This is a genomic window from Petroclostridium xylanilyticum, from assembly GCF_002252565.1.
GTDB classification, from domain to species: Bacteria; Bacillota; Clostridia; order SK-Y3; family SK-Y3; genus Petroclostridium; species Petroclostridium xylanilyticum.
The window spans coordinates 13,149-37,562 of record NZ_NPML01000002.1 but is presented as its reverse complement, the minus strand read 5'-3'; the positions used below and the strand labels follow the sequence as shown (position 1 = coordinate 37,562).

Below are 24,414 nucleotides of genomic sequence, written 5' to 3'. Positions count from 1 at the left end.
ATGTTATACACCTCTTTCATCAATTTGTTTAAACCAATGTCTTGTGTTGTTGGCTATTCTAACAAGGGTAAGCATCAGCGGCACTTCTACCAATACTCCTACTACAGTGGCAAGGGCTGCTCCTGATTCCAGTCCAAATAATGAGATTGCTACTGCAACCGCAAGTTCAAAGAAGTTACTTGCTCCAATCATCCCCGCCGGTGCTGCAATATCATGGGTAAGTTTCCATGCTTTTGCCCACCCATAAGCAATGAAGAAAATTAGGAATGTCTGGATAATTAATGGTATGGCAATTAATATAATGTGTAGAGGATTACTTAAAATAATTTCTCCCTGGAAAGAGAAAATAATTACTAAAGTAAGTAATAATCCTATAATGGTAATATTATCGAATTTCTTTAAAAAAACATTTTCAAAGTATTCTATTCCTTTATGCCTGATGATATATTTTCTTGATATGTATCCACCTGCTAAAGGAATAACAACAAATAGTACAACAGAGAGAAATAAAGTATCATAAGGTACAGTCACATTGCTTACTCCAAGTAAAAATGCTACAATTGGTGTAAATGCAACTAATAAAATCAAGTCATTGACTGCTACCTGAACTAATGTATAAGCAGGATCCCCTTTTGTTAAATAACTCCAAACAAACACCATGGCGGTACATGGTGCCGCTCCTAATAATACTGCACCAGCAAGATAGTCTGTTGCCAAACCTGGGTCAATCCACTTGCTGAATATTACTTTCAAGAAAAACGCTGCTATGAGATACATTGTAAAAGGTTTAATAAGCCAGTTTGTTACACAGGTAACTGTGAGTCCTTTTGGTTTTTTTGTGGCACTGATAATACTGGAAAAGTCAATCTTGAGCATCATAGGATATATCATAAGCCATATCAATATGGCAACCGGAATAGATACCTGGGCATATTGAAACTTATTTAATGTTTGAGGAACTACAGGAAGTAGTTGACCAATGGCTACCCCTGCTATAATACATAAAGCCACCCATAAAGTTAAATATTTTTCAAAAAAACCTAATCCTTTTGTTTCCTGCATTACTTCTTTATTGCTCATGTTTTATTCCTCCATTTCTCTTAATTTTAAACTTGCCTTGTTTTATTCATCTAATTGTTCACAGGCAGTATTGCCATCCTTGCATTTCTTTAATTTTTCTGTGTCTTTTATGCACTGGTTGTTTATGTTCATTTGATGGTTAAGAAAATCATAAAGCAGACTATTTTGCTGTATAAATTCATCGTCTACCTTATAATAGACCCATTGAGATTTCTTTTCATAAGTAATGATGCCTGCATTTTTTAATTTGTTTAAATGTCTTGAGACATTGGATTGAGTAATACCAAGTATGGCTTCAATCTCACATACGCACAGTTCCCCCTTTCTCAACAAATTTAATATTCTTATTCTGTTTTCATCTCCCAGTGCTTTAAATATTTCAACCAATCTATTCACCACACTTATATATGATTATATTCATTTACACTCATATAATATGCCTAATTTTATATTTTGTCAATATAAGCTCACATTTTATTTGTATTTTTATACTATCATCATAAAATTTTCTAATTCTTATTCAAATTTCTTTTTCTTACGAATAGATAATCCTTTATCTATTGCATCCTGTATAATTTGATGACAACATTTTCCCAAAGGGTTTTTCTTTTGGCACTGTGGATTACTCATAGCCCCAGTAAGTTTTAAAACTTCTTTCATATTATTAGTACCATCTTTTACCACTGCATTTATAACTTGTTCCTCTGTTACTTTACTACAGTAACAAGCGTATGCTGTTGTTCAAATTTTTCAATTTCTAAAGTCCGTGAATAGGGAGTGTGAATAATTCAGGGTAATAAGTTATAACGAATTCTTCTTTCCATATTGCAGGGATTTATGTACTTAAATCTTCGATGGATGTTTAAGTACATAAATCTGCATATCTGCCATATACTATAGAATTTACTTCATTTACAGTACATGCTGTCCAGATAGCATAGTCCTGTATTAGTTTTAAAATATTTCTGTTTAATGGTTTTTATCTGTTCTTTTTCCATACCATCCTCAAAAATATTTACAAGAAAATCTGCTTCCACAAGAATTTGAAAATCTATATCATCTATTTTGCTATAAGTATGATGGTTGCCTATCAAATAACAAACTCTGTCTAAAAAATCTTTACTCAATATAAATTCCTGCAAAATATCACATGCTATAGGTGGCCCTTCTATTTCCTGGTACTTTCCAGCAGATGACGAGTATTTCCTTTCACTTTCCTTAATCCCGATATCATGTAAGATTGCAGCCGCTTCAAGGATTTTAAGTTTTTCTTCCGGGATATTCTCAAGTTCCCCTATGCTTTTTGCAAATCCATACACCTTTAGCGCATGATTAATTCGCTTAACATCACCATCAAAGTATTCTATCATTTTCTTCATGGTAGCACTTACAATATTCACCATATCCTCTCTCCTCTTTTAAAGCCTACACTCATAGTAGGCAAACTCTGTATATATCTCATCGATCCTGTGCTTTATCATGATCTCTTCCTGTGAAGGTTCTACCTTCCTATAGTATAGTGTAGACCTGTTATCTATTTTTTCTCATATTCACTTTTAATATCATTAATTTCCTCATTTTTATCAGCAAATACTGCTGCCATATTTTCTACTGCTTCTGTTTTCCACCTCCTGACCAAATTCGGGTTTAGTTCATATTTGGCGGCTATTTCATTAAAGGCATTTCCTCACGCAAAACTTCAATAACGATTTTTGCTTTAAATTCTGCCGTATGATTTCTTCTTTTCACCTGTGGATAATCTCCTGTTTTTTCGTCTTAATTGCCGCACTTATTATACCAAAATTCACTAAGAAAATCGATTTTCGTTGTCTAAATTTCTATAACCATATTTCTAATACTTTCCTCATCATAAGTCTATGGATTTGCTAATCCGGAGTACAATATTAACCTGGGCTTTAACTATTGTTGACTCGTTAGCAACCTTGCCCCCCTCCTCCAATAAAAATGCAACCAGCTTTTCCTGTGGAAGTATATTGAAAAGAGCCTTCCTTACTACCATGGCCTCTATGGCAGGATGATCTATCTTTATTATCTCATACTGTTCGGGAGATAGTATATCTACCATACGTCTTGCCGCCTCTGGCCCAATTGGTGCCCTCCTGCCCACAATCAATACATCCTGCATGTGAGGCATTTCAAATTCTGACATACGCATGGTAATTTCAACTTTTTTAGTGCTATCTACACTCTTCGACATTTTTTCCCTTCTTCCGTTTGATTTAACGAGAATTTTACCATAATTTGAACAATTTTAGTATTTTAAAATCCAATGAAAAATATATAAATATCATACCTCTCTCATGGATGCCACTTATAATAACCATTTCGGAATCAAGTGGGAAGAGTTCGCCCTTGACCTGCTGGACAAAAGATCAGAAAGAAACAATAGGAGCCTTCCTTCTCTTGTCTGGAAAAGTTCATAATACATCATCGGTTACAACTCCTTTACAAAAGAAGTTAGTATTTTAATACTTATCCCATTTATTCCACCAGATTCATGATATACACATCATATTTTACTATTTCCATTGGCTTATTGCAAATATAAATTGTTTGCATAATGCACATTCTATCCGCTAAAAATATCCTATCCCATTATTTAGAAGGATGGAAAAGAGGTGGATGACAAGTGGAAGATGAAACAAAGGATACGGTTCTTGATAATGAATCTAATTGCACACTTCATTGTTGCAGGATTTTTCTTTTTATTTATCTTTAACAATAAGGGATTCTCCTCCATATATGAGAGCTGTGACCAGAATGTATAAAAAATAAGTTTTAGCAATTCATTGCTCACCTACACTAATGTTTAGAGGTAGGCAAATTCTTGCCTCTCAATACTGCAATCATATTATCCATTCTTTCCCCAACATCCATTTTCCCCGTAATCTCCAATATTATAATTTTGTACAGAAAGACTCTTCCATGGGGACGGTCTCCCAAGCAGATAGCCCTGGGCATACGAAATACCCAACTGTTTTGCGGTATTTAAGTCTTCCTCTGTTTCTATTCCCTCTAAAATAATTATTGAATAACCATCAAATAGTTTTGTTAAATGTTCGATTATTCGTTGTTTTAGTGGGTTTTCTGCTAAACCCGCAGCATAGTAGCAATCCAGTTTAATATAATCAGGGTTTAACTCTACCCAGTGCTGAAAAAAGGAATAGCCTGAACCCATATCATCTACTGCAATTTTTACACCACGCTTCCGCAGTTTGTTAATCACTGATTTTAATGCTTTCCAATCATTGACAGGTTCACTTTCCGATATTTCTATTACCAAAGGAGCGGGGGTAACAAAATGTTCATCCCACCAGGATAAAAACCATTTCTCAAGTAGAGTAGAGGGAAATACGTTTAAGAATAGATTGCTGTTGTAACTCACTGAATTTATTGCCTGAAATAGCAAATAGGAATCAAGTTCAGTTCTGCAGCCCTCTTGTTCTGCCTGCTTAAATATATCCAGAGGAAAAAGTTTATTTAGAGATTTGTTGCGTACAAGAGCCTCATATCCAAGTATCTCTCCAGTTTCTATTTGGCAGATAGGCTGATACCAATGTACTAAATCCGATATATCAATCGTTTGTATTTGCTTTAAAAAATTCACTTTTGTCCACTTCCTTTATGCTAAACATTTCGTTCTGCATAAAATCATTAACCTATTGAGTCTTTTTTTACACACAAAAAAGCAGGCACTATATGAGTTGCCCGCTTCCAGTAATTTATGAATAAGGTGTAAGGTTTAAGCAGCTTTTTGGCTTTCCCTTAAACCACATCCCTTGATCCTTGCCCCTATATCAACTGGCAACCCAACCATCATGGCACTTATATGCTTTAGACTTGTGGCTTTGCGTCCCCGTCTTTCGACGAGTTTGCCTTTTTCAAATATTAAGTTTTAAAGATAGTAACACAGTTCATTTTTATAGTAAAACATTACCATAATATTATTTATTATCTCTATTAACATAGAAATTGGAATCAATTACTTTAATATTATCGTTAATGTTTAAAACGGTATTGCTGTAATAATAAACTGCATCTATTTTTCCATTCCTGTCTAAAACTTTACAGTATGTTGAAATACCAGAAGGTGTCCCAACTATTCCCATTTTTATACACTTTCCTGCAATTAATAGGCCGCCACGCACAATGCTGGACGGCTTTTTAAACAATATAGCATTCTTTGCCATTAAATTGGTCTGGTAACACCCTTTGTCGGCAATTACTACATTACCGTTAGCCTGGATAAATGAAGTTTGTCCATATTCAAAAATTATATCTGCCTCATTTCCATACAATTCTTCTATTTTATTTATATAATCATTTATTTCTGTATAAAGTGTTTTTATTTGCCTTGAATCTTCTATGCACTTTGCATTGACACCAGTTAGTATCCTTTTTACGTCTTCTAAAATTCTAATGAGTTCGTTTGTTTCTTCATCAATGGATAACTTTATTAAATTTTGAATATCTTTCATAAGGTTGTCTAATATATCCTTTTTGCTAATTACAACTTGAAGCAGTTCCCTTCTAATATCTACATGATTCTTTGACATTTCTGACAACTTCGCCACACTTCGACACTCTTTTACCACTTCAAGGATTTGCTTCAATTTAGGCGTAACGCCCAAATAATTTAGCATATTTAAGCCAGCCGATACCTTACTGTTTATAATATTCCCATGGACTCTGATATTGCCTTTTGCATACACATTTGCATGATAGATGTTGCCAAAGACCGTAATATCACCTCCAGCAGAAACCTTCAGATTTTCAGCTATATTCCCTTTGATTACGATGTCACCATCAAAGCGGACATTGCCAGTACCAACATCTACATCATGGGGTACAACCAAAGTAGGGACAACACTTATTACACCTTTTTTATACTCTGGCCTTCCAGGAGAAACGGCCACCACTTTTGTTTCGTTATCTAATAAGACAGCCCCCTTTCCTACTTTGAGTGGTATATTCTTTCCCTCCCTTGCTTTTAATACCTCGCCAGTTACAGTAAATCCATCCCTCCCTGGAAATGCAGGAGCAACCTTTAACGCAAGCACATCTCCAACATTTACAGTAGGAATAATTGTATGAGTCATAAGGTCCACTTTTTTTTTCAGTATCAAAATCAGGATTCCGATAACTTGTATTTTTGAAAAAGAATTTTATTTTACTATTGAAACCATTAATTGGACGCTTCCCTTCTGCTACAACAGCACTTCCTCCGTTAGGTTCACTTATCAATTCATTTATTTTTTCTACATTTATAAATTTAGTGTCAACATTTAATTTTTTCAATTCCTCAAGGCATTGGTCCAAAGTAGCGGCAGGTGGTTGAATTTCATTATAATCTGAACGAATAAATACAACATTTCTGCGTTTTTCGTCTTTAACAAAGTATTTTTTACCAGGAATTTTGTTAATTTCCAGTATTGCCTGCATTTTATCCTTGGATAAGCGGGCTTCAATTTTAGTAACAGGTTCAATCACTGTAGCTTTGAATTCAATCCTGTCGCTGCTTGTCACAATAGCAGCACCAAAAACCTTTTTACCGTTAATATACACATCTATTTTGGGATCATCTACTACTATGGAAGCATATCTACCCTCTTGCAAAGGGTCGGTGACTTCTACCTTGCCAGAAATAATTTCAATGTAACCATCTTTATTCTGCTGTTCTGATAAATCTTCATTTCTATGATTTATAAGTTCTATCTTATATTTCCCTGGTATTTTAACCATACCCCAGAATTTACTATTCGGTGGTTTAATAATATATACTTTCAATTGTTTCTTATCACATTTATAGACCTTTTCAGCCTCTAAAATAGCTTCCTTTACACTACTTGCACTGATTATCATTATACATTTCACCTCTCTTTCTTTATTCGGGAGCCATTTATGTCTAAATTGTTTTAATGCTAAAAAAGCTCTTATGTACCAATTAAACTTTATATCTTAATAATGAAACAAAATATCTATATTGTTACTTTATATGTATATATTTTCTATAATTAGAAATTTTCCTGACTATTTTATACACCAAACTACGATGATATATCATTTCCTTTATTCTACCTAATTATCTAAAATGGAAAAGTCCACCTTATTGCAGGTGGACAGCAGATATATCAAGCAACTTTTACAGGATAATGGTTTTAAGGAAATAGCTATAGCAGGACTAAATGAACATTTTTATGCTATAACTGCAGGTCGGCTGATGGTCCCCAATCGCTGTCACGCTTCATCCATTCTATAATCACCATTTTGCCATCATCCTTCAATGCCCAGTAATTAACCCGTGCTACTGTACTTGCAAGTATAACAATTTCACGCTCTGTAAAGCTCTTCTGGATTTTCTCTATCAGCTCTTTTGGTATCATAATAGGCGATTTTGACAAACACCTCGCATATATTCAATTGCAAGCCTTTCTCTATCCGAAAATGATGACACTAAATCTGTTCCCACACATCCTTGTAACGCAGCAAGCTCTTCTCTGGTAATGTTGTATTTATCAAATTCAAAGGAATTCATATCTATGCAAAATGGGCAAGATACAATAAAAGAAGCTTGCATACGAACAAGCTTCAAGATACGCCTATCAAGGTCTTTGTCTGCATGAGCAACTAAAGACTCCAGCACACCAAAACTAACGGCTGTTTTAGGATACCAGGCTAACAGTTTGGGGACAAGCAGCTCTTTACCTGCAACCTTCTTACTAATCCATATTCCTATTCTTATTAAAAGCGGAATCCTTTTAGGTAGTTTTATAAATGCTTCCATAATATCACACTCTTATTTTTGCTCCCCTGATTCAGTTTCATAATTCCAGTCAATAATATCCACAAGATTATAAACTATTGATTACCATAACGTACAGTTCAATCCAAATCAACTGCATTTTCATAGATTAATTTTTTATCCTTCGCTGTTATAACTTTTTCGGTCATTAAGGCAATAAGAAAAATTCCTGGAATATCAACGATGAACCTGGTAATCATAAACTTCCACCCCATTGAGGATGCTTCAAAAAGCAGCATAGGTATTTTCGTCGTAGACCATGCTCCAATGAAGATAAAGACGTTGGACAACTTGCTGCCTTTACGAAGTAATACCCCAGCCACGGGGAAAGCTGCATAAAGCGGCCCCGCTGCTGCTGACCCCAGAAGAAATGCGATGGTAATTCCAATGAAACCTGATTTCTCCCCCATTAATTTTATCATGGTCTCCTTCTGTACCCAAACATCCAATAAGCCGAGTAATATGAAAATAGGTGGTATTACGGATAACATTTCAAGCAAGTTATCCCCTGTGATTTTCAGCGATTTCTGTCCTATTTCTGGTGTTACAAGAATGATTGCAAGATTTATAACCATCAGTATAAAGAAAAAACTATAACGTTTTAAAGTGTTTTTCATTACAATATCACCCCGATCACAATTGCTACTACAAATGAAAAGACAAATGCCAATGAGTTTCTTATTATGGCTGCTTTCTTTCCGAAATATTTCATCTCTACGGGGATAGTAACAATACCCACCATCATTAAAGTCGAAATAAAAACCGCTATTTGCATAAAGCCAGCTCCACTTTTCAGTAACGCAGATGCTAACGGAAAAGCAACAAATCCAGGAATTAGCGTAATGGATCCAATAACAGCAGCCACGATCATCCCAAGCCACCCTGACTGTTCTCCAATCAGTTTTGATATGGTTTCAGGACTCATTACAGCAAGGGTAATTCCAATGATGATTAAGATAGACAGAAATTGTGGCAGTATATTCTCAAAAGATTTCCATGCCTTTTTAAGAGCCATTTTGGTTTTTTTCCTGTCCTTAATAAATGAAAGGAGAAGCAGTCCTAATGCAAGGATATATAATATCACCGTAAACAAACATATACACCTTCCTATCTTAAAAAATAAGCCGAACAATTCGGCCTTTATAGTACGAATATTTTGAGTTTAGTAACTTTTATTTTGATATTCATTGTATGGTTTAGACTTTCTATAGAGTTTGCTTAAGACCTTGACAGTAATCTATCAATTTCTGCTTAGTTGAAACCAACGACGATATTTCCATTTATGTCAACCACAGGAACACCTCTTTGTCCTGATTTTTGAATCATTTCCATTGCACCATCCCGATCTTGGGCTACATTGATTTCTTTAAATTTCACTTCCTTATAGTTTAAATATTCCTTCACCCTTGTACACCAGGGACAGGTTGGTGTAGAATAAACTGTAACATTCATAGTAATACCTCCTCGACTATTGATTTTTAATGTAATTATTGAGTATCAACACATATCATCCTATTTTAATTGCTCCCATAGGACAATAATTCACGCACTTTTTACATTGAATACATTTATCCATATCCACTTCGGGGGCTTTAAAGCCTTGTTGTTTCAATGCTCCTACAGGACATATCCTTACGGATGGACATGGATGGTTTTGTGGACACCTGTTTTTGTCAACAGTTATTGCCATGTAAACACCCCTTTTCACAATTTCTATGTCAGTGTATATATACCCCATATGGGTATATAATAACATAATTTTATTTAAATTTCAATATATTTGAATATTAGATTTTTAAACAATGATTGACTTATACACTTTTTTATGGTATAGTATTTCACAGACATTAAAGTCATGAAGGCTTTTACCATCTTTAAATGAAAACTACTTTATGAAATCAAACCACGAAGGGATGCTATAAGGAATAGCTTTATTTGTGGTTTTTTGTTTTTGAAATACAACCATGAAGGTACGCCAAATGAATTGGTACTTTCATGGTTTATTTATTTTATTATTTGAAAGGGGATTTTCAAAATGCAGAACAAATCAGTAAAGGAAATGGTTCTATCGGGTCTATTCATTGCAATGGGGCTGCTGCTGCCCATGATTTTTCATGCCTTTGGTATGGGATCAACATTCCTACCCATGCACATCCCAGTATTACTCGCAGGGTTTGTTGTAAGTATGCCTTATGCCATTGCTGTCGGTGTAGTTACGCCAATTTTAAGCTCACTGCTCACAGGAATGCCTCCGATGTTCCCAGTTTTACCCTATATGGTATTTGAACTCGCTGCCTACGGGGCTGTTGCAAGTCTGCTGTATAGAAGATTGAAACTTAATGTGTACATATCCCTGGTAGGAAGTATGATTGTTGGAAGAATAGTATCTGGCATTGCGGTTTGGGTTCTTGCAACCTTCTTCATGGCAAAACTCCCTGGTCCAATCCTATTTATAACTGGCAGTATTACCAAAAGCATTCCTGGCATTATCATTCAACTTGTGTTTATTCCAGCATTAATACTGGTGCTTAACAAGAGTAATCTAATCACAAGAGAGGGGCTTCCAAGTGAATCATAAAGAATTCTTCAACTCAATGGCAGAAAAATGGGATACTATTTGCCACCATGATAAGAATAAGAACAATGAGATGCTGGATTTAGTTAATATCAAACAAGGTTCAAAAGTCCTCGATGTCGGAACTGGTACAGGGGTGATGATTCCTTTCCTTACTTCAAGAATCGGTGATACTGGTGAAATTGTTGCTGTAGATGTTGTCGAGAAAATGATCGAAGTAGCCAGGAGCAAATACAATGATTCCAACGGTAACCCCGCAGCAAAACAGATGTTATCCTGCATTTGCTGCGAGGTTTTGGAATCGGGTTTATTATTCGGGAGTGTAGATTATTATTTTTATATAGCATAAGGTGTATTATGAAATCCTTTTATAAATTCTACAATTTTCTTTTCATCTATTGGCCTTTCAATATAATATCCTTGAATTTTGTCGCATCCATATTCTAATAATTTATCAAACTGTTCCTTATATTCAACACCTTCTGCAATTACTTTATATCCCAGTCTATGTACAGTATATATAATTGACGATATCAGTTTCTGTATTTTTTCATCTTGATGGATATAATCAATAAAAATTTTATCTATTTTTACTTCCGTTATCGGGGAAAAAACAAGGCTTTTTATGGACGAATACCCTTCGCCAAAATCGTCTAATGCTATATCAACTCCTAAATTAATAAGTTCTGTTAAATCCTTGAATCTTTGTTCATCTAACTTTAATATTTGAGTTTCGGTTATCTCTAATTTTATTTGACGAAAGTCTATATCTTCCTCATGGATAGTTTCCTTTATTTTTTTCAAAAAATCCTTTTCTGCCACTTGTTGTGGAGATATATTTATGGCTATCTTTAAGTTTAATCCTTCCTTGTTCCATTCTTTTATTTGTCTTAAAACTTTTTTTATAAGCCAATATCCCAGTTTCCTTATAAGCCCCATTTCTTCTGCTATGGGAATAAACTCGGCAGGTGAGATTTCTCCTAATTCTTGATTCTTCCATCTCATTAAGGCTTCTGCTTCATCAATCTTTTTTTCCACTACATTGTAAATAGGCTGATATATTAAATATAACCCTTCATAATTTCTTTCTATGGATTTTGTTAATTCTTTTGTTAACAAAGTCTTTCTCTTTATTTTTTCTTCTATAGAATCTGTAAAATGTTTATAGTTTCCTTTTCCTTCGGTCTTCCCTTGATACATGGCAATATATGCTTTTTTTATAGTATCATCTATTTTGTCATTTGAATTAGGAGTATATATCCCTATGCTGACGGTAGACAGTATCTCATAATCTTCTTCTTTAAATACTTTATTAGATTTATTCACTATGGATTGAACTTTTTTATCAATTAACTCCTTCTCATTTTTATGAAGAAGTATAACAAATTCACCGCCGTTATATTTAAATACTATTCCTTCTTCCCCAACAATTTGGGACAATCTATTGCCAAACATGGATAAGAATTTATCTCCTATAGAATGACCAAAGGTACCGTTGATATATCTAATGTTATCAATATCTAAAAATGCCACTACATACTCCTCTATATTTTCAATAAATGGACTTTGTAAATATTCTTTACTTATGACTACTCCTTGAACACTTTTTATATCCATAAACCTCTATTTTTTCACCTCTTGTATTTGTATAAAGTGATAAAAGGGCAGTAAAATCATTCATACTGCCCATCATTTTTGAATTAAACTTTAAACCTGCTGACAACCTCCATTAATCCTTCTGCTACAGCACTTAAATTTTGGGCTGTGGATGCCACTTCCTGGGAAGATGTAGTGAGTTCTTCTGAGGACGCGGCTATTTCCTCCGTTGCTGCTGAGTTTTCTTCTGCTATAGCACTTGCACTTTCTACTTTTTCTATTACAATATCCTTTTTATCTACAATCCCTTGCATAGACTTATATGTTTCTTCCATGTAAGGAGCGATTTTTTCTACAGATGCCAATATGTCCTCAAAGGATTTTAATGTTTTGCTTAAAATATCTACTTGTTCATTTACAAGACCTTTAACATCATTTGATGTACGGATGACTTCATCTGTATCTTTTGCAGTAGATGATACCAAATGTGCAATTTTTTCCGTAGACTGTCTTGATTCTTCTGCCAGTTTTCTCACTTCTTCGGCTACTACTGCAAATCCCCTGCCGTGTTCTCCAACCCTTGCCGCCTCGATGGCTGCATTCAGTGCAAGAAGGTTGGTTTGTTCCGATATGGTTGATATGATTTCTGTTATACCGCCTATTTCCTTTACAGAATCTGTAAGCGTTTCTACTTTTTTAACTACTATTTCAAAGGCTTTTCTTATATCTTCTATAGATTTTGCCAGTTTGTCTATTTCTTTTTTGCCTATATCGGCTTTGGATGCAGTGTTTTTAGTTTCATCTGATACGTTTTTCAAAGTTTCATATGCATATTCAATGCTACTAGTTACATCTTTCATTGCACTGGCTATATCTGTTAAATCTTTTGCCTGACTGGTTGCTCCATCTGCCACCTGCTGCATGGTTGATGTCAGTTCCTGTGAGGATGCCGACATTTCTTCTGATGTTGCCGCCAATTCTTCCGAATTAGCACTTACTTCTTTTGATTTTTCACTTATATTCAGTATCATTTCTTTTAAAGAATTATGCATATCTTTTAATGCATTAGATATTTCTCCAAATTCATCCTTTTTATTGAGATATTTAGAATGAATTTCAGTTGTAAGTTCTCCTGATGCTATTAAGTTTAAATATTTTTTAACGTTATCCAAAGGTTTGACAATATATATTCTTATTAGCATATTAAATAACGCCGTATTTATTATAATCAGTATTAGTGATACGGTTCCAACACTATAAATTGAACTATTTAGAATATCTTTATTTTGAGCAAACATTGAATTGAATTGAAAATATGCAGTTATACCAACAAAAACAATAAACAATATTTTTGTTAATAAGTAACCGAAAATTATTTTTCGTGTGATAGAAAATTTAAGTTTAAAATTTTTCATAATTACATCCTTTCTTTCTATTTCTATTTTTTCTTCCTTTGTGCTACTCCTATATAGTTTTCTGGATACTTTTATCTATACCACACTTATACTTCACCTTCGCAAGCAAGAAATTATTCCAACTTTTTACTTGCAAGTATTTTTTACCAATTCTATGTAACAATATAAGTATATTGTTACATTATATGTTTTAAAAATTTCCAACACAACTAAAAATTTGAATAAGTTTTCTTATTTCACTATGCTCTATATACCTTGATACAGTATGAATTTCTTACGAAACTTATACTACCCTTAATAACAGTTTTACTATTTTTGCCTTGTTAACTGGTTTAGGTATATCTAATATACAATAAAATACTTATAGTTACGAACCATCTATGATAGGTGGCTCTCCTATATATATACGAAGGAGGCGGTATAATACATTTACCACATTCTAATGAACCTCCTCGACTTATAGGTATGAATTCGAAAACTCGTAGAGCTTCGAATTCTATATTTGAGTCCAAGCATTTTCTGCTTTACCTCCAATATTCTCCATTAAATTCCAATATATTTTCCAATTCACCGTGGGATAAATCACCACGGCTATTAAACCCCAAAGTCGGTTTAAACCGACTATTTTTTAAATGCTTTATCCAATATTAACCATATCTGGTTCCATTCTATAGGCCTTACCCCTGTTATTTTTTGATGTGATATCTGCTATTCCTGTATCTCTTCTTCTAATATTGAAGGTTTTGGCACCTTTGCCCTTGTATATAGTACAATTCCTCTTTCATAAACCTTATCACTGAATTCACTTAAGAACACTCTACATTCTTCTAGAATTATGCCTTTTAGGTTCTTGTAGATAATATTTGTTTATTAATGTTATAAATATAGCCAGCCATGCAAACCCTGCTGAAAAACCTGCCAGCACATCACTCGCATAATGAACTCCAAGGTATATCCTGCTAATTCCTATAAAAAGAATCAGCAAACTAAAAAAGATTACAAGTAGATATTTTATAAAACTATTCTTAGTATTTTTATATATAAAATACAATATCAAACCATAGAAACTTAAACTTACCATAGAATGACCGCTTGGAAAACTAAATCCGCCAACCTCAACCAGACGCAGTATATCCGGCCTTTGCCTGTGGAATATAACTTTAAATACTTCATTTAAAATCCATGTAGCACCTAGATTTACCGCTATAACCTTTCCATACAGGGTACAATTTTTATTTCTTCTTAAAATTACATAAGTTAACAGGGCAATAAGGACTAAAATTGAAGCCGAACCCATATAAGTTATAACTACCATAATAGTTGTCGTACTTTTAGAAATAAATGTGGATATATAATCATATATGGTTTTGTCAAATATAACCAGTTCATTCCTTATAAGGTCTTCAGAAAGTTTTATAAATAACAACACTGGGAAAGTGACGGTAAATATCATTTTTTTATATTTGCCGAAATATTTAATGACTATAAAAATAAATCCAATCAACAGAACAATAATATAAAAATAACCTTTTGCTATTGTTTCAATTCTATTCCAATTTTCACCTAATACAAATCCCAGTCCAATGAATGATATGCACCATATAATTGAACCGATAAGGTTATAAAATAAAAAACTGCTTAATTTGATTTTACTTATCCCACTTAAATAAGGTACTATATGCCTGGCTCCCGGTATATATCTGCTAAATAGCAACAATAAAACTTTATTTTTATTAACCATTCTTTCTGTATATTCCAACTTGTCTTGTGTAATAAAAATATACCTACCATATTTTATAAGAAAATTTTCACCATACCTAAAACCAATCGCATAAGCCAATATTGAGCCCAAAAATGTCCCAATTACAGCATAAATAATAGATAATATTAACGATTCATTAGAGTTCTTCCATGTTAAGTATCCCAAAAAAGCCATTAAAGGTTCTCCGGGAATTGGCAATCCTAAAAATTCCAGTGCCAGACTTACTATAATACCTGAATTACCATACTGTTGGATTAGCGTAATAAAGTAGTTCTTTATCAATGTTTCACCTCTTAATTTTCATTATTCTGTTGGCAATCACAATCATAAATAATATTGGACCATATTTTGAAAACATAATCATTATTTTGTCCAGCAATACACTTTTATAGGCTAGTCCATTTATTGCTTTGAACAAAACAATATTCATTTGCATCAGTATTTCCTCCTTTTTCTCTCTGCAACCATAAGAATAGTTATTATCAAAAATGTAATCAGTATATTTTCTTTTAACTATAAATCTCATTTATCTCATCATATTAAATTTTACAATTATTATCCAAATCAAAAGTCATAATTCATAAATTAACCATCTACAGTTCTAAATATATAAATAAAAATAGTAAAAACAAGCAAGCGCTCGCAACAATATATATTCCAACTTCAGCATATTTTTTATACTTCAGCATAAAATCATAGATTTTATAATATTTACTTTTATAGTGTGCAATTGTTCCAGTGCCCTGAACAATACCTGTATCTTTTAACTTTTTCCATACATAGTAGAACATTACACACAATATCGTTATCCCAATTGTTATGATGTCAAAGTAGTTTTCAAGATAATACTTTGCAGTATCTCCAAGGCAAAATATAAATAATCCTTCAGCAAAAAATCTAATACCTCTCCCTATTATGGAAGATATTATAAATATAGATAATCTTACATTAAAAACACCTGCGGATATTGTAAAAATCTTATAGGGAATAGGGGTCAAGCCCGCTATAACAACAGCCCACCCACCGTACTTCTCAAAATAATTTTGAACTTTATTTATTTTATCTTCTTTAAAAAACCTTTTTAATAAAGGTTTCCCAAATTTTCTCCCGAGCGTATGTCCAAATATACCACCTAAAACTGATGCAACCGTTGTAACTAAAGCATAGATTATGGCTAATTTTCTATTGGCAAAGGCCATAGGGATTAGTAGTATATCAGGAGGTATTGGAAAAAAAGATGATTCCGCAAATGATAAAGTAATGAGCCCTACTACTCCATAGGCTTGCAGCAATTGTATAAAGTTTGTTAAAAATTCATTCAAAGTTATCACTTCCTTTGCTCTCGATTTATTACCATATCTATTTTTAACTTATTGCCGCATTTACCACAGCCGTATTTGAAAAATTTTTCCACATACATAAACCGGGATAGCCTTACGGAAAGGATATCCCGGCTTTCTACTACTCTTCTACTTCTTCATTTATATCGTCTTTGTCATTTGTATTTTTGCTTTCATTTTCTATACTTTTGCCTTCTTTTTCGTCATCTGCTTCAGACTTTAATATTTTTCCCGTATTTGCATCAATTTTGATATCATATTTCTTTTGTGCTGTTTGTACTTCTACTCCGTAAACGATAGTTCCATCTTCGTCTTCCAGTTCTACTTTTAAAACTTTTGCGTCTTTTTGTGAAGATAGGGCAATATTTTTCGCTTCTTCCCGACTGATTTTAACATTTGCCTTTGAAAGATTGATATCTTCCTTATCTTCTTTCTCTCCTTTTTCAGCAACTACAGCACTCTTTGCAACAGCATTGTTATCGGCAGCAAAAGCCTTGGCATTAATTAATCCCAAGGAACCAAATGCAACTCCTACTGCAAAGATTCCTCCCAAAGCAAGGGTAAGTATTCTCTTATTCATGGACATCTTCTCCTTTTCCTGTTTTGATTTATTTATTTTCTTATCTTTTAAATCCATAGTCTCACCTCCTCTCGTTTAGTATGAATTTATTATAGAAATATTTTCTTAAAACACCATTAGATAAACATTAGAATTGCATTAGAAAGAGCCTGTAATTCTTACAGGCTCTTTCTAATATATAATTATTTTAAAGGAAGGATTATTATTATATCTGTGCCTTTTCCAGCAGCACTTTTAACAGAAATGCTCCCTCCATGAGCATCAACAATCCATTTAACAATGGGCAATCCCAATCCGCTTCCTCCTGTACCCCGTGCCCTTGCTTTGTCTACACGGTAAAACCGATTAAATATTAGGGGTATTTCTTCTTCAGGTATTCCTATTCCGTTATCACTGATAATAATTTTTGCATTATCTCCATTATTGATTGCATTTATTTCTATCTTTCCGTTTTCTGAAGTAAACTTTATACTATTATCAACTAAAGCCCTTAACATTTGCTTTAACAGCCTTTTGTCTGCATAAACCCGTTGAGAATCATTTTGTTTAGAAGATATATCACGATTTGGCGCAACAATCCTGCTCTCTTTTATTACCTCATTGATTAACTCATTTAGCCAAAATTCTTCTTTTACCAGTTTTTGAGTCCCACTCTCACCTCTTGCAAGGAAGAGTAGTTTTTCAATTAATTCCGTCATATTTGAAGTTTCATTTTTTATAGCATCAATTGATTCTTGAAGAACATCCCTATCTTCCTTTCCCCATCTGTCTATCAGGTTAATATATCCTTGGATAATAGAAATTGGCGTCCGAAGTTCATGGGAAGCATCAGATACAAATTGGCTTTGTCTTTCAAAGGAGGATTGCAGCCTGTCAATCATTTCATTAAATGTCCTTGCAAGTCTTGTCAGTTCGTCATCAGGCCCTATAACCTCTATTCTTTTGTTTAAATCATGAATACTGATACTTTGTGCAGTTGTAGTGATATTGTCTATCGGTTTTAATACTTTTTTACTTATGATAAAACCTATTAATACAGATATCATCATGCCAATTGCATCGGCAATAGCCATCAATACAAAAAGTATTTTCATAAATCCATATTCATTTTCCATATCCTTAATAACTTGCAGATAGACAATTTTTCCGCTATTAAGTACAATTTTACTATTTCTAAATACTAAATGCTTTTCTCCAGCTTCTATTTTTTTAGTAATATCTAAAGGCGTGGTTATTGATATTTCACCGGTATAGTTTTCTGACGAATTTAAGATATTACCATTTATATCTGCAATATTAATATCTACATTTTCATTAAATTGAACTTCTCGAATGAATTCTTTATTTAATAAATCTTCTTGCCCATTATCTGAATCCTTCATTTTATCAATCATAATACTACTTGTATTTTCGACCTGCTGGATTGCCTGATGGACAAGAAAATACTTTACGCCATACAGAATAGAGGCATTCAATAAAATTAACACTAATGAAAATAACAAGGCATAAATCATTGTTAATTTTAAAGAGATTTTGGTAAACCTCAAAAAATTAATTCTCATTTGTATTCTCCTTCAGCATATACCCCACACCCCTTATGGTATGAATAAGTTTGGTTTTAAAAGTATCATCAATTTTACTACGTAAATATCGGATATACACATCTACAACATTTGTATCTCCAATATAATCATAGCCCCAAACCTTTTCTAATATCTGCTCCCTCGTTAAAACAATACCTTTATTCTTCATAAGATACTCCAATAAATCATATTCTCTTTTCGTCAATTCAATGGACTTTCCATTCTTACTAACCTGCCGTTTTGATAAGTCCATCGTCAAATCACCTATCTGTAAATTTTCCCCAGTATTTACCAACTCATCCTTTCGCCTTAATGCAGCACGTATTCTTGCTAATAACTCTTCGATTGCAAAAGGTTTTGTTATATAATCATCTGCGCCTATATCCAATCCCATTACTTTATCAGTAACATCATCTTTGGCAGTAAGCATTATAACAGGTATATTTGAAAACTGCCTGATTCTTCTGCACACTTCCATTCCATTTAATCCCGGAAGCATAATATCTAGTAAGATTAGGTCATACTTATTTTCTTCCGCTTTTTTCAAACCTTCTCTACCGTCGAAGGCAGTATCTATCATATATCCTTCGTGCTTTAATTCAAGTTCTAAAAATCTTACTATCTGCTTTTCATCTTCTACAATAAGAATGTTATAATTCTTCATCTAATCCTACTCCTTATTTAAGATGTTTAGGTCCTATACATTAAACCTGTTTACCGAATTTGTCAAATCTTCTGCATAGGCTACCATTTTCTCGGTAAAGGCTGATATTTCCTGAATGGTTGCCGTCTGCTCCTCAATTGAAGCCGATATCTCTTCAGTACCTGCCGCACTTTCCTGAATAATTCCTACAATATTTGATATTTTGTATATATAAACATCAAACCTTTTTACAATGCTTTCATAAAATCATTTTCAAATAACTTTACTCAAACTTCGCACCTATAAATGTGCTGTCGAACCTTGACAATTCAATACTTTAAGGCAATTCATAAGCGTTAAGTTAAGCCACATTAAAGTAGGCAGTTGCGGCAAAGACCAATTGGATTGTCTTTTATACGGCAGATTAATAGCAATTGTTTTGATGTTTGTAATGTATTCTGCATTGCAGCAATTGATGTATTTGAATAAGCAGCGGAGTATAAGTATGATTCTGTTTATCAAATTAATTGCTACAAAAGCAGATATAATATCAAAAACCTTGCTGTAACTGCAAAAGCAATAAATTGTTTAGTATTCGTTTTTCAAAGGACAGCTGAACAAAGCTTACATGACTCAAGAACGCGTAAAACAACAGCTGAAATATTACGGGAGCATTCTTGTGTCATTAGTATTTAGCAAATTATGGCTTAGGTTAACGCCTATGATTCAATATTTAATGTTTGCTATTATTCCCTGTCCAATTTCTACAGACGCACAATATTTATCTACAAAACAAACTATAAATGATTCATTATATTTTGGAGGCTTTATTGTAAGAGGCCACATATGCTTACTTATGATGTCCTTCTCTATTTCATTTAAATCAAATACTTTAACAGCATTTTCAAGTGCTATATCTGGATGCCTGAATGCATGCTTCCCTCCACTTAGTTTTGTAGTTCTCCAATCATATAAGAATAAATCGTGCAGTAACCCACCCCTTGCAGCGGAAACATAATCTAAGCCTACATATCTACAAATCATATAACTGTAAAATGATACATTTAAACAATGGTCAAGACATGTCGTAAAGTAATGATGCCTATACCGATTCATCATTTTTACATTTTCATTTCTCAGCAAATCTTCAATGTAACTCTTATATTCCCTATAAATCTCGTTGTCTGCCTTTAACTTTAACCTTAATTCTTTTAAACTCATTTTGTACATATTCTCTAATCTCCTGATTAAGTTTGCCAACATTTAAAAATCGCAATTTAGGAAATGCCTGAAAAATCCTTTTGTATTTTACTACTCGTTCACGAAAATTTTCCATAGGGTTTTTATAATTCATCAGTACAACTTGCTTTAGGTCTATTATTTCTGCAACTGATTTTATTGTATCAAAAATAAAATAAATAATTATAATAGCCGTCATAATAAATTTCATTGACATGTTCAAAAAAGCAACATACTTAACAGTTATAGGATGAACAAAAGTGATTAGAATATAAGAAAGTATTCCCCAGAATATAGAATACTTTATACATACTCTCCCATGCAAATTTAAAAAGTTATTACTGTAATCCCACCATTTGCAGTTAAATATTTTCTCTAAAACATATCCGGTGATATATTCAAGTATTGTTGTTAATAACATAGCCAACAATATTTTAACTGGTGCTGACTCTGATATAATGCTAAGGCTATTATTCAAAAAAATTAGCAACTGAATAATCAATATTGCCCCAAATCCATATATGGGACAGAAAGGACCATGCAAAAATCCTCTATTAATAAATTTCTTTTTAGAAATACTAGCATAAATTGTTTCCAGCATCCATCCTATAAAAGAGTATAGGGCAAAATATATTACAATATCAAAAAAGTATTCCCCCACTGTTTCTTCCCCCTTACAATACTACACTCAACATTACTCATAAATGACCGGACCGTAATACTGAAATAATAAGAAACAATACTATTGCGCCGGCAATTACCAGACCAATTTTTAAAATTGTTATATTTAGAAAATATACCTCTACTCCTGTATGGGCACTCATTCCAGAACCTATAATAATGCCTGCAATGACGATACTGACTGCCAGTAACACCATACTAAATGAAAGACGGTTAAAAATTTTTTCTATTTGTTTCACAATTCTCTCAATATCCTTAATCTTAAACTGCATTGTAAAATCTTCATCTTCTATTTTTTCTAAAAAGTTCAGCATCGAGGATGGGAATTTCCTTGCTAAATTACCATAGTCCATAATTCCGCCAATAAATTCTTTTCCTATTTTTTCGGGCGAGAATATTCTAAACATTAACTTTCCTGTAATTGGCTCTGCAACTTCTAAAATATTAAGTTGTGGGTCTAATTTTTCTACTAAACCTTCTAAGGTAATAAGTGATTTTGCAAGCATTGTGAACTCGCTCGGAATCATAATATTATAGGAAAAGGCAAGGTGAAAAATCTCATTGAGTACCTCACCAATTTTTATCTCGCTTAGAGGAATTGACAAATATTTATCCCTTAATATATCAATATCCTTCTCAAGTTTTTTTATATTTACCCAACTTGACATTGCATCTAATCCTACTATTCCTTGAATAATCAATTTGCTGTTTTTAAATGTAATCCCCATTAGCATTTTAAGAAATTGGGTTTTCCGTTCCTCACTTAACTTCCCCACCATACCCAAATCCAAAAACGCAATTACATTCCCTTCTAAAACCATAATATTACCGGGATGGGGGTCTCCATGAAAAAAACCATCTCTTAATATCTGATTAAATATAGAAGTAGCAAGGTTATGAGCAATTACTTTACGGTTAAGCCCTGCTTTCTCCAGTGCTTCAAAATCATTTAACCGTATACCATCAATATATTCCATTGTTAATACACGACGTGTTGTATGAATCCAACTGATATTAGGAACAATCACATCTTTATCTTTCATAAAATTTTTCTTAAATGTTTCTGCATTTTCTCCTTCAATTCTAAAATCCAGTTCATTTTTAATAGTAATTTCAAATTCCTGCACCATCTTACTAAAATCATATAGTTTCCCATACTTCGTATGATTGTCAATAAAATATGCGAGGTCCTTCAATATTTTTAAATCAAGGTCAATGTTCCTCTCTATTTTAGGTCTTTGAACTTTGACAACTACTCGTTTCCCTGATAGTAATTCTGCAAGATGAACTTGTGCAATAGATGCTGCCGCTAAAGGCTTTTCATCAAATTTCGCATAGATATTTTCTAGTGAGTCATCCAATTCGCTTTCTATCACATTTCTAACTTCTTCAAATGGAAAAGGCGGTACTGTATCCTGCAATTTTTCCAGTTCTTCAATGATATCCTGTGGTAGAAGGTCGGGTCTTGTACTAATGATTTGCCCCAACTTTATAAAGGTAGGTCCTAATTCTTCTAATGATAGCCTTAACCGCTGACCTACAGTAAGTTTCGTAAATTTATTTTCAGCCGTGTGTTTTACTATTCTTTTCCTTATATTTAAATAAGACAGGATGCCCATCTGGTCTATGAAAGTACCAAAACCATGTTTGATAAACACTAGAATAATTTCTTGATATCTTTTAATATGCTTATATCGATTAATAGCAATCAATTTATATCACAACCTATTTACAGTTTTTTGCATATACCACTTAATTTTTTATATGTTATTTTTTAGTCTTGACTATAAGTTAAGTTTTAAACCAAAGAAGGTCGGATGACCGAATTAATTGTCTCAGGTAAAAACATTGTTCACTTTATGATTTTTTTACTTTTTTAATTCTTTCTTGAGATTACTAATATCATCTTTTGTTGCAATCTCTTGTTCATTTAGTATCTCTATGAGTTCTTGCCTGATAATCTTCTTTATATCTTTTTCTGAAAGTAAATCTTCTTTTCTAGCAATATTCATGTAATCCAATGATTCAATAATTACATCCTTTATCATTTTCTTAAAGTCTTCTCTCTGCTCTTCTCCCTTTTTTACTAAGTCATTAACTAAATCTTTTGCATCTTTTCTCGCTACTTCTCCCTTGTTTACTAATTCATCTACTACTGCTTCAATTTTTTCTCTTGAGTATGAAAATAAACCAAGTCCCATATTAATAGATTTTTCAATTATACCTGGCATACCAATCTCCCTTTCTTTTTACAAATTTATTCAAATAATATCTGCATGGCGTTTAATGCTTCCGGCAAATCTTCTTCTTCGTCATCAAGTAGAACCTGTATAGCCGTCCCAAACATTGCACCTAAAATAAGTCTTGATAAAGATTTTGGTGAATATCCTTTTAGATGCTTTATTTGAAGATTATTCAAAATGTACTTTTCTATCATATTCGATAGTTCCTTGAATAAATTGCTTAGTAAACCACTAAAAGCAGGTGTCCAAAGTGCTAATCCTGTAAAATCATATAGTAATTTAAAAAGTTCTGGATTGTACTTTAGTAAATCTCGAAAATATTTTATCAAAGATAATGCTCTTTCCTTAGGGAATGCCTCTACCGTTAAGCACTCCTCAATCTCTAATAAATATTTTCCAATCATCATTTTTACTACTTCTGTAAATAACCCTTCCTTATTCTTATAGTAATAGTTTAACTGGCTAAGGACAACACCTGCTTCATCAGCAATGTCTCTCAATGAAACATTGGCGTAGCCTCTAGAAGATATGCATTTAGAAGCAGCCAATAATATTTTTTCTGATTGGTTTAGTTTATCAGTTTCATCTGCCACGCTCTTTCTCTCCTCCTTTAATTCGGACATCCGACCTACAACAAAAATATTATCATACTTATAAGATTTAATAAAGATACTAATAAAAATATCCTACTTAAAATCAATTTATACTATCTCTTTGTGACTCTTATTGCTGTTAAATAATAATATGCATTGGTAAAAACCACCATATACAGCCCACGCCTCCAATTCCCAAGTAATGATACCCCGTAGGGGTAATCAACTCACATCATATTATCGCCACTGTACATATCGCTC

General features: G+C 33.1%; 28 protein-coding genes, 2 pseudogenes and 1 riboswitch. Of the genes and pseudogenes, 3 read left to right on the top strand and 27 right to left on the bottom strand.

The features are described from left to right. Nucleotides 1-3 precede the first annotated feature (3 nt). From arsB to CIB29_RS00235, 14 genes and pseudogenes are all read right to left on the bottom strand, one after another. Entirely contained in the window at nucleotides 4-1,080 is a 1,077-nt protein-coding gene (gene arsB / locus CIB29_RS00295; protein WP_094545630.1) for an ACR3 family arsenite efflux transporter, read from the bottom strand. Nucleotides 1,081-1,122: 42 nt separating this feature from the next. Beyond that, nucleotides 1,123-1,479 (bottom strand): ArsR/SmtB family transcription factor, encoded by a 357-nt coding sequence (locus CIB29_RS00290; protein WP_242965003.1) that lies wholly within the window; start codon nucleotides 1,477-1,479, stop codon nucleotides 1,123-1,125. A gap of 117 nt (nucleotides 1,480-1,596) precedes the next feature. Continuing rightward, nucleotides 1,597-1,812, bottom strand: a pseudogene (locus CIB29_RS00285) ((2Fe-2S)-binding protein); the annotation flags it as partial. 176 nt (nucleotides 1,813-1,988) lie between these two features. Then, nucleotides 1,989-2,483, bottom strand: a complete 495-nt coding sequence (locus tag CIB29_RS00280) for an HD domain-containing protein (RefSeq protein ID WP_094545621.1) — start codon at nucleotides 2,481-2,483, stop codon at nucleotides 1,989-1,991. Nucleotides 2,484-2,947: 464 nt separating this feature from the next. Next, nucleotides 2,948-3,298, bottom strand: coding sequence for a hypothetical protein (locus CIB29_RS00275; protein ID WP_094545618.1), 351 nt, complete (start codon nucleotides 3,296-3,298; stop codon nucleotides 2,948-2,950). 654 nt (nucleotides 3,299-3,952) lie between these two features. Then, nucleotides 3,953-4,708 carry an EAL domain-containing protein gene (locus CIB29_RS00270; RefSeq protein ID WP_094545615.1) on the bottom strand — a complete coding sequence of 252 codons (756 nt, stop codon included), beginning with the start codon at nucleotides 4,706-4,708 and terminating at the stop codon, nucleotides 3,953-3,955. 193 nt (nucleotides 4,709-4,901) lie between these two features. Next, nucleotides 4,902-4,988, bottom strand: a riboswitch (cyclic di-GMP riboswitch). A 57-nt stretch (nucleotides 4,989-5,045) separates the two neighbouring features. Continuing rightward, nucleotides 5,046-6,200 (bottom strand): FapA family protein, encoded by a 1,155-nt coding sequence (locus CIB29_RS00265; protein WP_094545612.1) that lies wholly within the window; start codon nucleotides 6,198-6,200, stop codon nucleotides 5,046-5,048. A gap of 43 nt (nucleotides 6,201-6,243) precedes the next feature. Next, nucleotides 6,244-6,843 (bottom strand): annotated as a pseudogene (locus tag CIB29_RS19365) (flagellar assembly protein A); the annotation flags it as partial. 458 nt (nucleotides 6,844-7,301) lie between these two features. Further along, nucleotides 7,302-7,502: a hypothetical protein gene (locus tag CIB29_RS18775; protein WP_198543677.1), complete on the bottom strand. Its 201-nt coding sequence runs from the start codon at nucleotides 7,500-7,502 to the stop codon at nucleotides 7,302-7,304. Continuing rightward, nucleotides 7,481-7,885, bottom strand: coding sequence for a carboxymuconolactone decarboxylase family protein (locus CIB29_RS00255; protein WP_198543676.1), 405 nt, complete (start codon nucleotides 7,883-7,885; stop codon nucleotides 7,481-7,483). The genes CIB29_RS18775 and CIB29_RS00255 overlap by 22 nt, the downstream gene beginning before the upstream one ends. Nucleotides 7,886-7,983: 98 nt before the next feature. After that, nucleotides 7,984-8,520: a permease gene (locus tag CIB29_RS00250; protein ID WP_094545607.1), complete on the bottom strand. Its 537-nt coding sequence runs from the start codon at nucleotides 8,518-8,520 to the stop codon at nucleotides 7,984-7,986. After that, entirely contained in the window at nucleotides 8,520-8,996 is a 477-nt protein-coding gene (locus CIB29_RS00245; protein WP_094545604.1) for a permease, read from the bottom strand. Before CIB29_RS00245 ends, CIB29_RS00250 begins: the two co-directional genes overlap by 1 nt. A gap of 158 nt (nucleotides 8,997-9,154) precedes the next feature. Continuing rightward, nucleotides 9,155-9,355 carry a glutaredoxin family protein gene (locus tag CIB29_RS00240; RefSeq protein WP_094545601.1) on the bottom strand — a complete coding sequence of 67 codons (201 nt, stop codon included), beginning with the start codon at nucleotides 9,353-9,355 and terminating at the stop codon, nucleotides 9,155-9,157. Nucleotides 9,356-9,410: 55 nt separating this feature from the next. Continuing rightward, on the bottom strand, nucleotides 9,411-9,593 hold the full coding sequence (locus CIB29_RS00235) for a 4Fe-4S binding protein (protein ID WP_094545598.1): 183 nt from the start codon (nucleotides 9,591-9,593) through the stop codon (nucleotides 9,411-9,413). 345 nt (nucleotides 9,594-9,938) lie between these two features. Here CIB29_RS00235 and CIB29_RS00230 point away from each other — a divergent pair, with 345 nt between their 5' ends. Both CIB29_RS00230 and CIB29_RS00225 read left to right on the top strand, forming a co-directional pair. Then, entirely contained in the window at nucleotides 9,939-10,481 is a 543-nt protein-coding gene (locus CIB29_RS00230; RefSeq protein ID WP_094545595.1) for an ECF transporter S component, read from the top strand. Further along, on the top strand, nucleotides 10,471-10,827 hold the full coding sequence (locus CIB29_RS00225; RefSeq protein ID WP_094545592.1) for a class I SAM-dependent methyltransferase: 357 nt from the start codon (nucleotides 10,471-10,473) through the stop codon (nucleotides 10,825-10,827). The genes CIB29_RS00230 and CIB29_RS00225 overlap by 11 nt, the downstream gene beginning before the upstream one ends. Here CIB29_RS00225 and CIB29_RS00220 read toward each other — a convergent pair. The 8 genes from CIB29_RS00220 to CIB29_RS00185 form a co-directional block, all read right to left on the bottom strand. Further along, nucleotides 10,815-12,095 (bottom strand): putative bifunctional diguanylate cyclase/phosphodiesterase, encoded by a 1,281-nt coding sequence (locus CIB29_RS00220; RefSeq protein WP_094545589.1) that lies wholly within the window; start codon nucleotides 12,093-12,095, stop codon nucleotides 10,815-10,817. The genes CIB29_RS00225 and CIB29_RS00220 overlap by 13 nt on opposite strands. 83 nt (nucleotides 12,096-12,178) lie before the next feature. Continuing rightward, nucleotides 12,179-13,489, bottom strand: a complete 1,311-nt coding sequence (locus tag CIB29_RS00215; protein ID WP_094545586.1) for a methyl-accepting chemotaxis protein — start codon at nucleotides 13,487-13,489, stop codon at nucleotides 12,179-12,181. An 817-nt stretch (nucleotides 13,490-14,306) separates the two neighbouring features. Further along, a complete protein-coding gene (locus tag CIB29_RS00210) occupies nucleotides 14,307-15,533 on the bottom strand; it encodes a bifunctional DedA family/phosphatase PAP2 family protein (RefSeq protein WP_094545583.1) in 1,227 nt (408 codons plus the stop codon). 4 nt (nucleotides 15,534-15,537) lie between these two features. Next, nucleotides 15,538-15,687 (bottom strand): hypothetical protein, encoded by a 150-nt coding sequence (locus CIB29_RS18450; RefSeq protein WP_157910157.1) that lies wholly within the window; start codon nucleotides 15,685-15,687, stop codon nucleotides 15,538-15,540. A gap of 157 nt (nucleotides 15,688-15,844) precedes the next feature. After that, nucleotides 15,845-16,573, bottom strand: a complete 729-nt coding sequence (locus CIB29_RS00200; RefSeq protein ID WP_242965001.1) for a YqaA family protein — start codon at nucleotides 16,571-16,573, stop codon at nucleotides 15,845-15,847. A gap of 139 nt (nucleotides 16,574-16,712) precedes the next feature. Continuing rightward, on the bottom strand, nucleotides 16,713-17,228 hold the full coding sequence (locus CIB29_RS00195; RefSeq protein ID WP_094545577.1) for a PepSY domain-containing protein: 516 nt from the start codon (nucleotides 17,226-17,228) through the stop codon (nucleotides 16,713-16,715). Nucleotides 17,229-17,353: 125 nt separating this feature from the next. Continuing rightward, on the bottom strand, nucleotides 17,354-18,733 hold the full coding sequence (locus CIB29_RS00190; RefSeq protein ID WP_094545574.1) for a sensor histidine kinase: 1,380 nt from the start codon (nucleotides 18,731-18,733) through the stop codon (nucleotides 17,354-17,356). Next, the gene (locus CIB29_RS00185; protein ID WP_094545571.1) at nucleotides 18,723-19,418 is read right to left on the bottom strand and encodes a response regulator transcription factor; all 696 of its coding nucleotides are present in this window, start codon (nucleotides 19,416-19,418) and stop codon (nucleotides 18,723-18,725) included. Before CIB29_RS00185 ends, CIB29_RS00190 begins: the two co-directional genes overlap by 11 nt. 379 nt (nucleotides 19,419-19,797) lie before the next feature. On the opposite strand from CIB29_RS00185, the gene CIB29_RS18770 reads away from it, so the two are divergent. Continuing rightward, complete coding sequence (locus CIB29_RS18770; protein WP_198543675.1) at nucleotides 19,798-19,965, top strand: hypothetical protein; 168 nt, start codon at nucleotides 19,798-19,800, stop codon at nucleotides 19,963-19,965. Nucleotides 19,966-20,123: 158 nt separating this feature from the next. Here the strand turns inward: CIB29_RS18770 and CIB29_RS00180 are convergent, their stop codons facing one another. The 5 genes from CIB29_RS00180 to CIB29_RS00160 all read right to left on the bottom strand — a co-directional run bounded on the left by CIB29_RS00180 (nucleotide 20,124) and on the right by CIB29_RS00160 (nucleotide 24,153). Beyond that, a complete protein-coding gene (locus CIB29_RS00180) occupies nucleotides 20,124-20,618 on the bottom strand; it encodes an HD domain-containing protein (RefSeq protein ID WP_094545998.1) in 495 nt (164 codons plus the stop codon). Beyond that, nucleotides 20,566-21,297, bottom strand: a complete 732-nt coding sequence (locus CIB29_RS00175) for a putative ABC transporter permease (protein WP_094545569.1) — start codon at nucleotides 21,295-21,297, stop codon at nucleotides 20,566-20,568. Before CIB29_RS00175 ends, CIB29_RS00180 begins: the two co-directional genes overlap by 53 nt. A gap of 37 nt (nucleotides 21,298-21,334) precedes the next feature. Continuing rightward, complete coding sequence (gene ubiB / locus CIB29_RS00170) at nucleotides 21,335-23,029, bottom strand: 2-polyprenylphenol 6-hydroxylase (protein ID WP_341444346.1); 1,695 nt, start codon at nucleotides 23,027-23,029, stop codon at nucleotides 21,335-21,337. Nucleotides 23,030-23,185: 156 nt separating this feature from the next. Next, nucleotides 23,186-23,548, bottom strand: coding sequence for a phasin family protein (locus tag CIB29_RS00165; RefSeq protein WP_094545567.1), 363 nt, complete (start codon nucleotides 23,546-23,548; stop codon nucleotides 23,186-23,188). A 26-nt stretch (nucleotides 23,549-23,574) separates the two neighbouring features. Next, a complete protein-coding gene (locus CIB29_RS00160) occupies nucleotides 23,575-24,153 on the bottom strand; it encodes a TetR/AcrR family transcriptional regulator (RefSeq protein ID WP_198543674.1) in 579 nt (192 codons plus the stop codon). Nucleotides 24,154-24,414 lie beyond the last annotated feature (261 nt).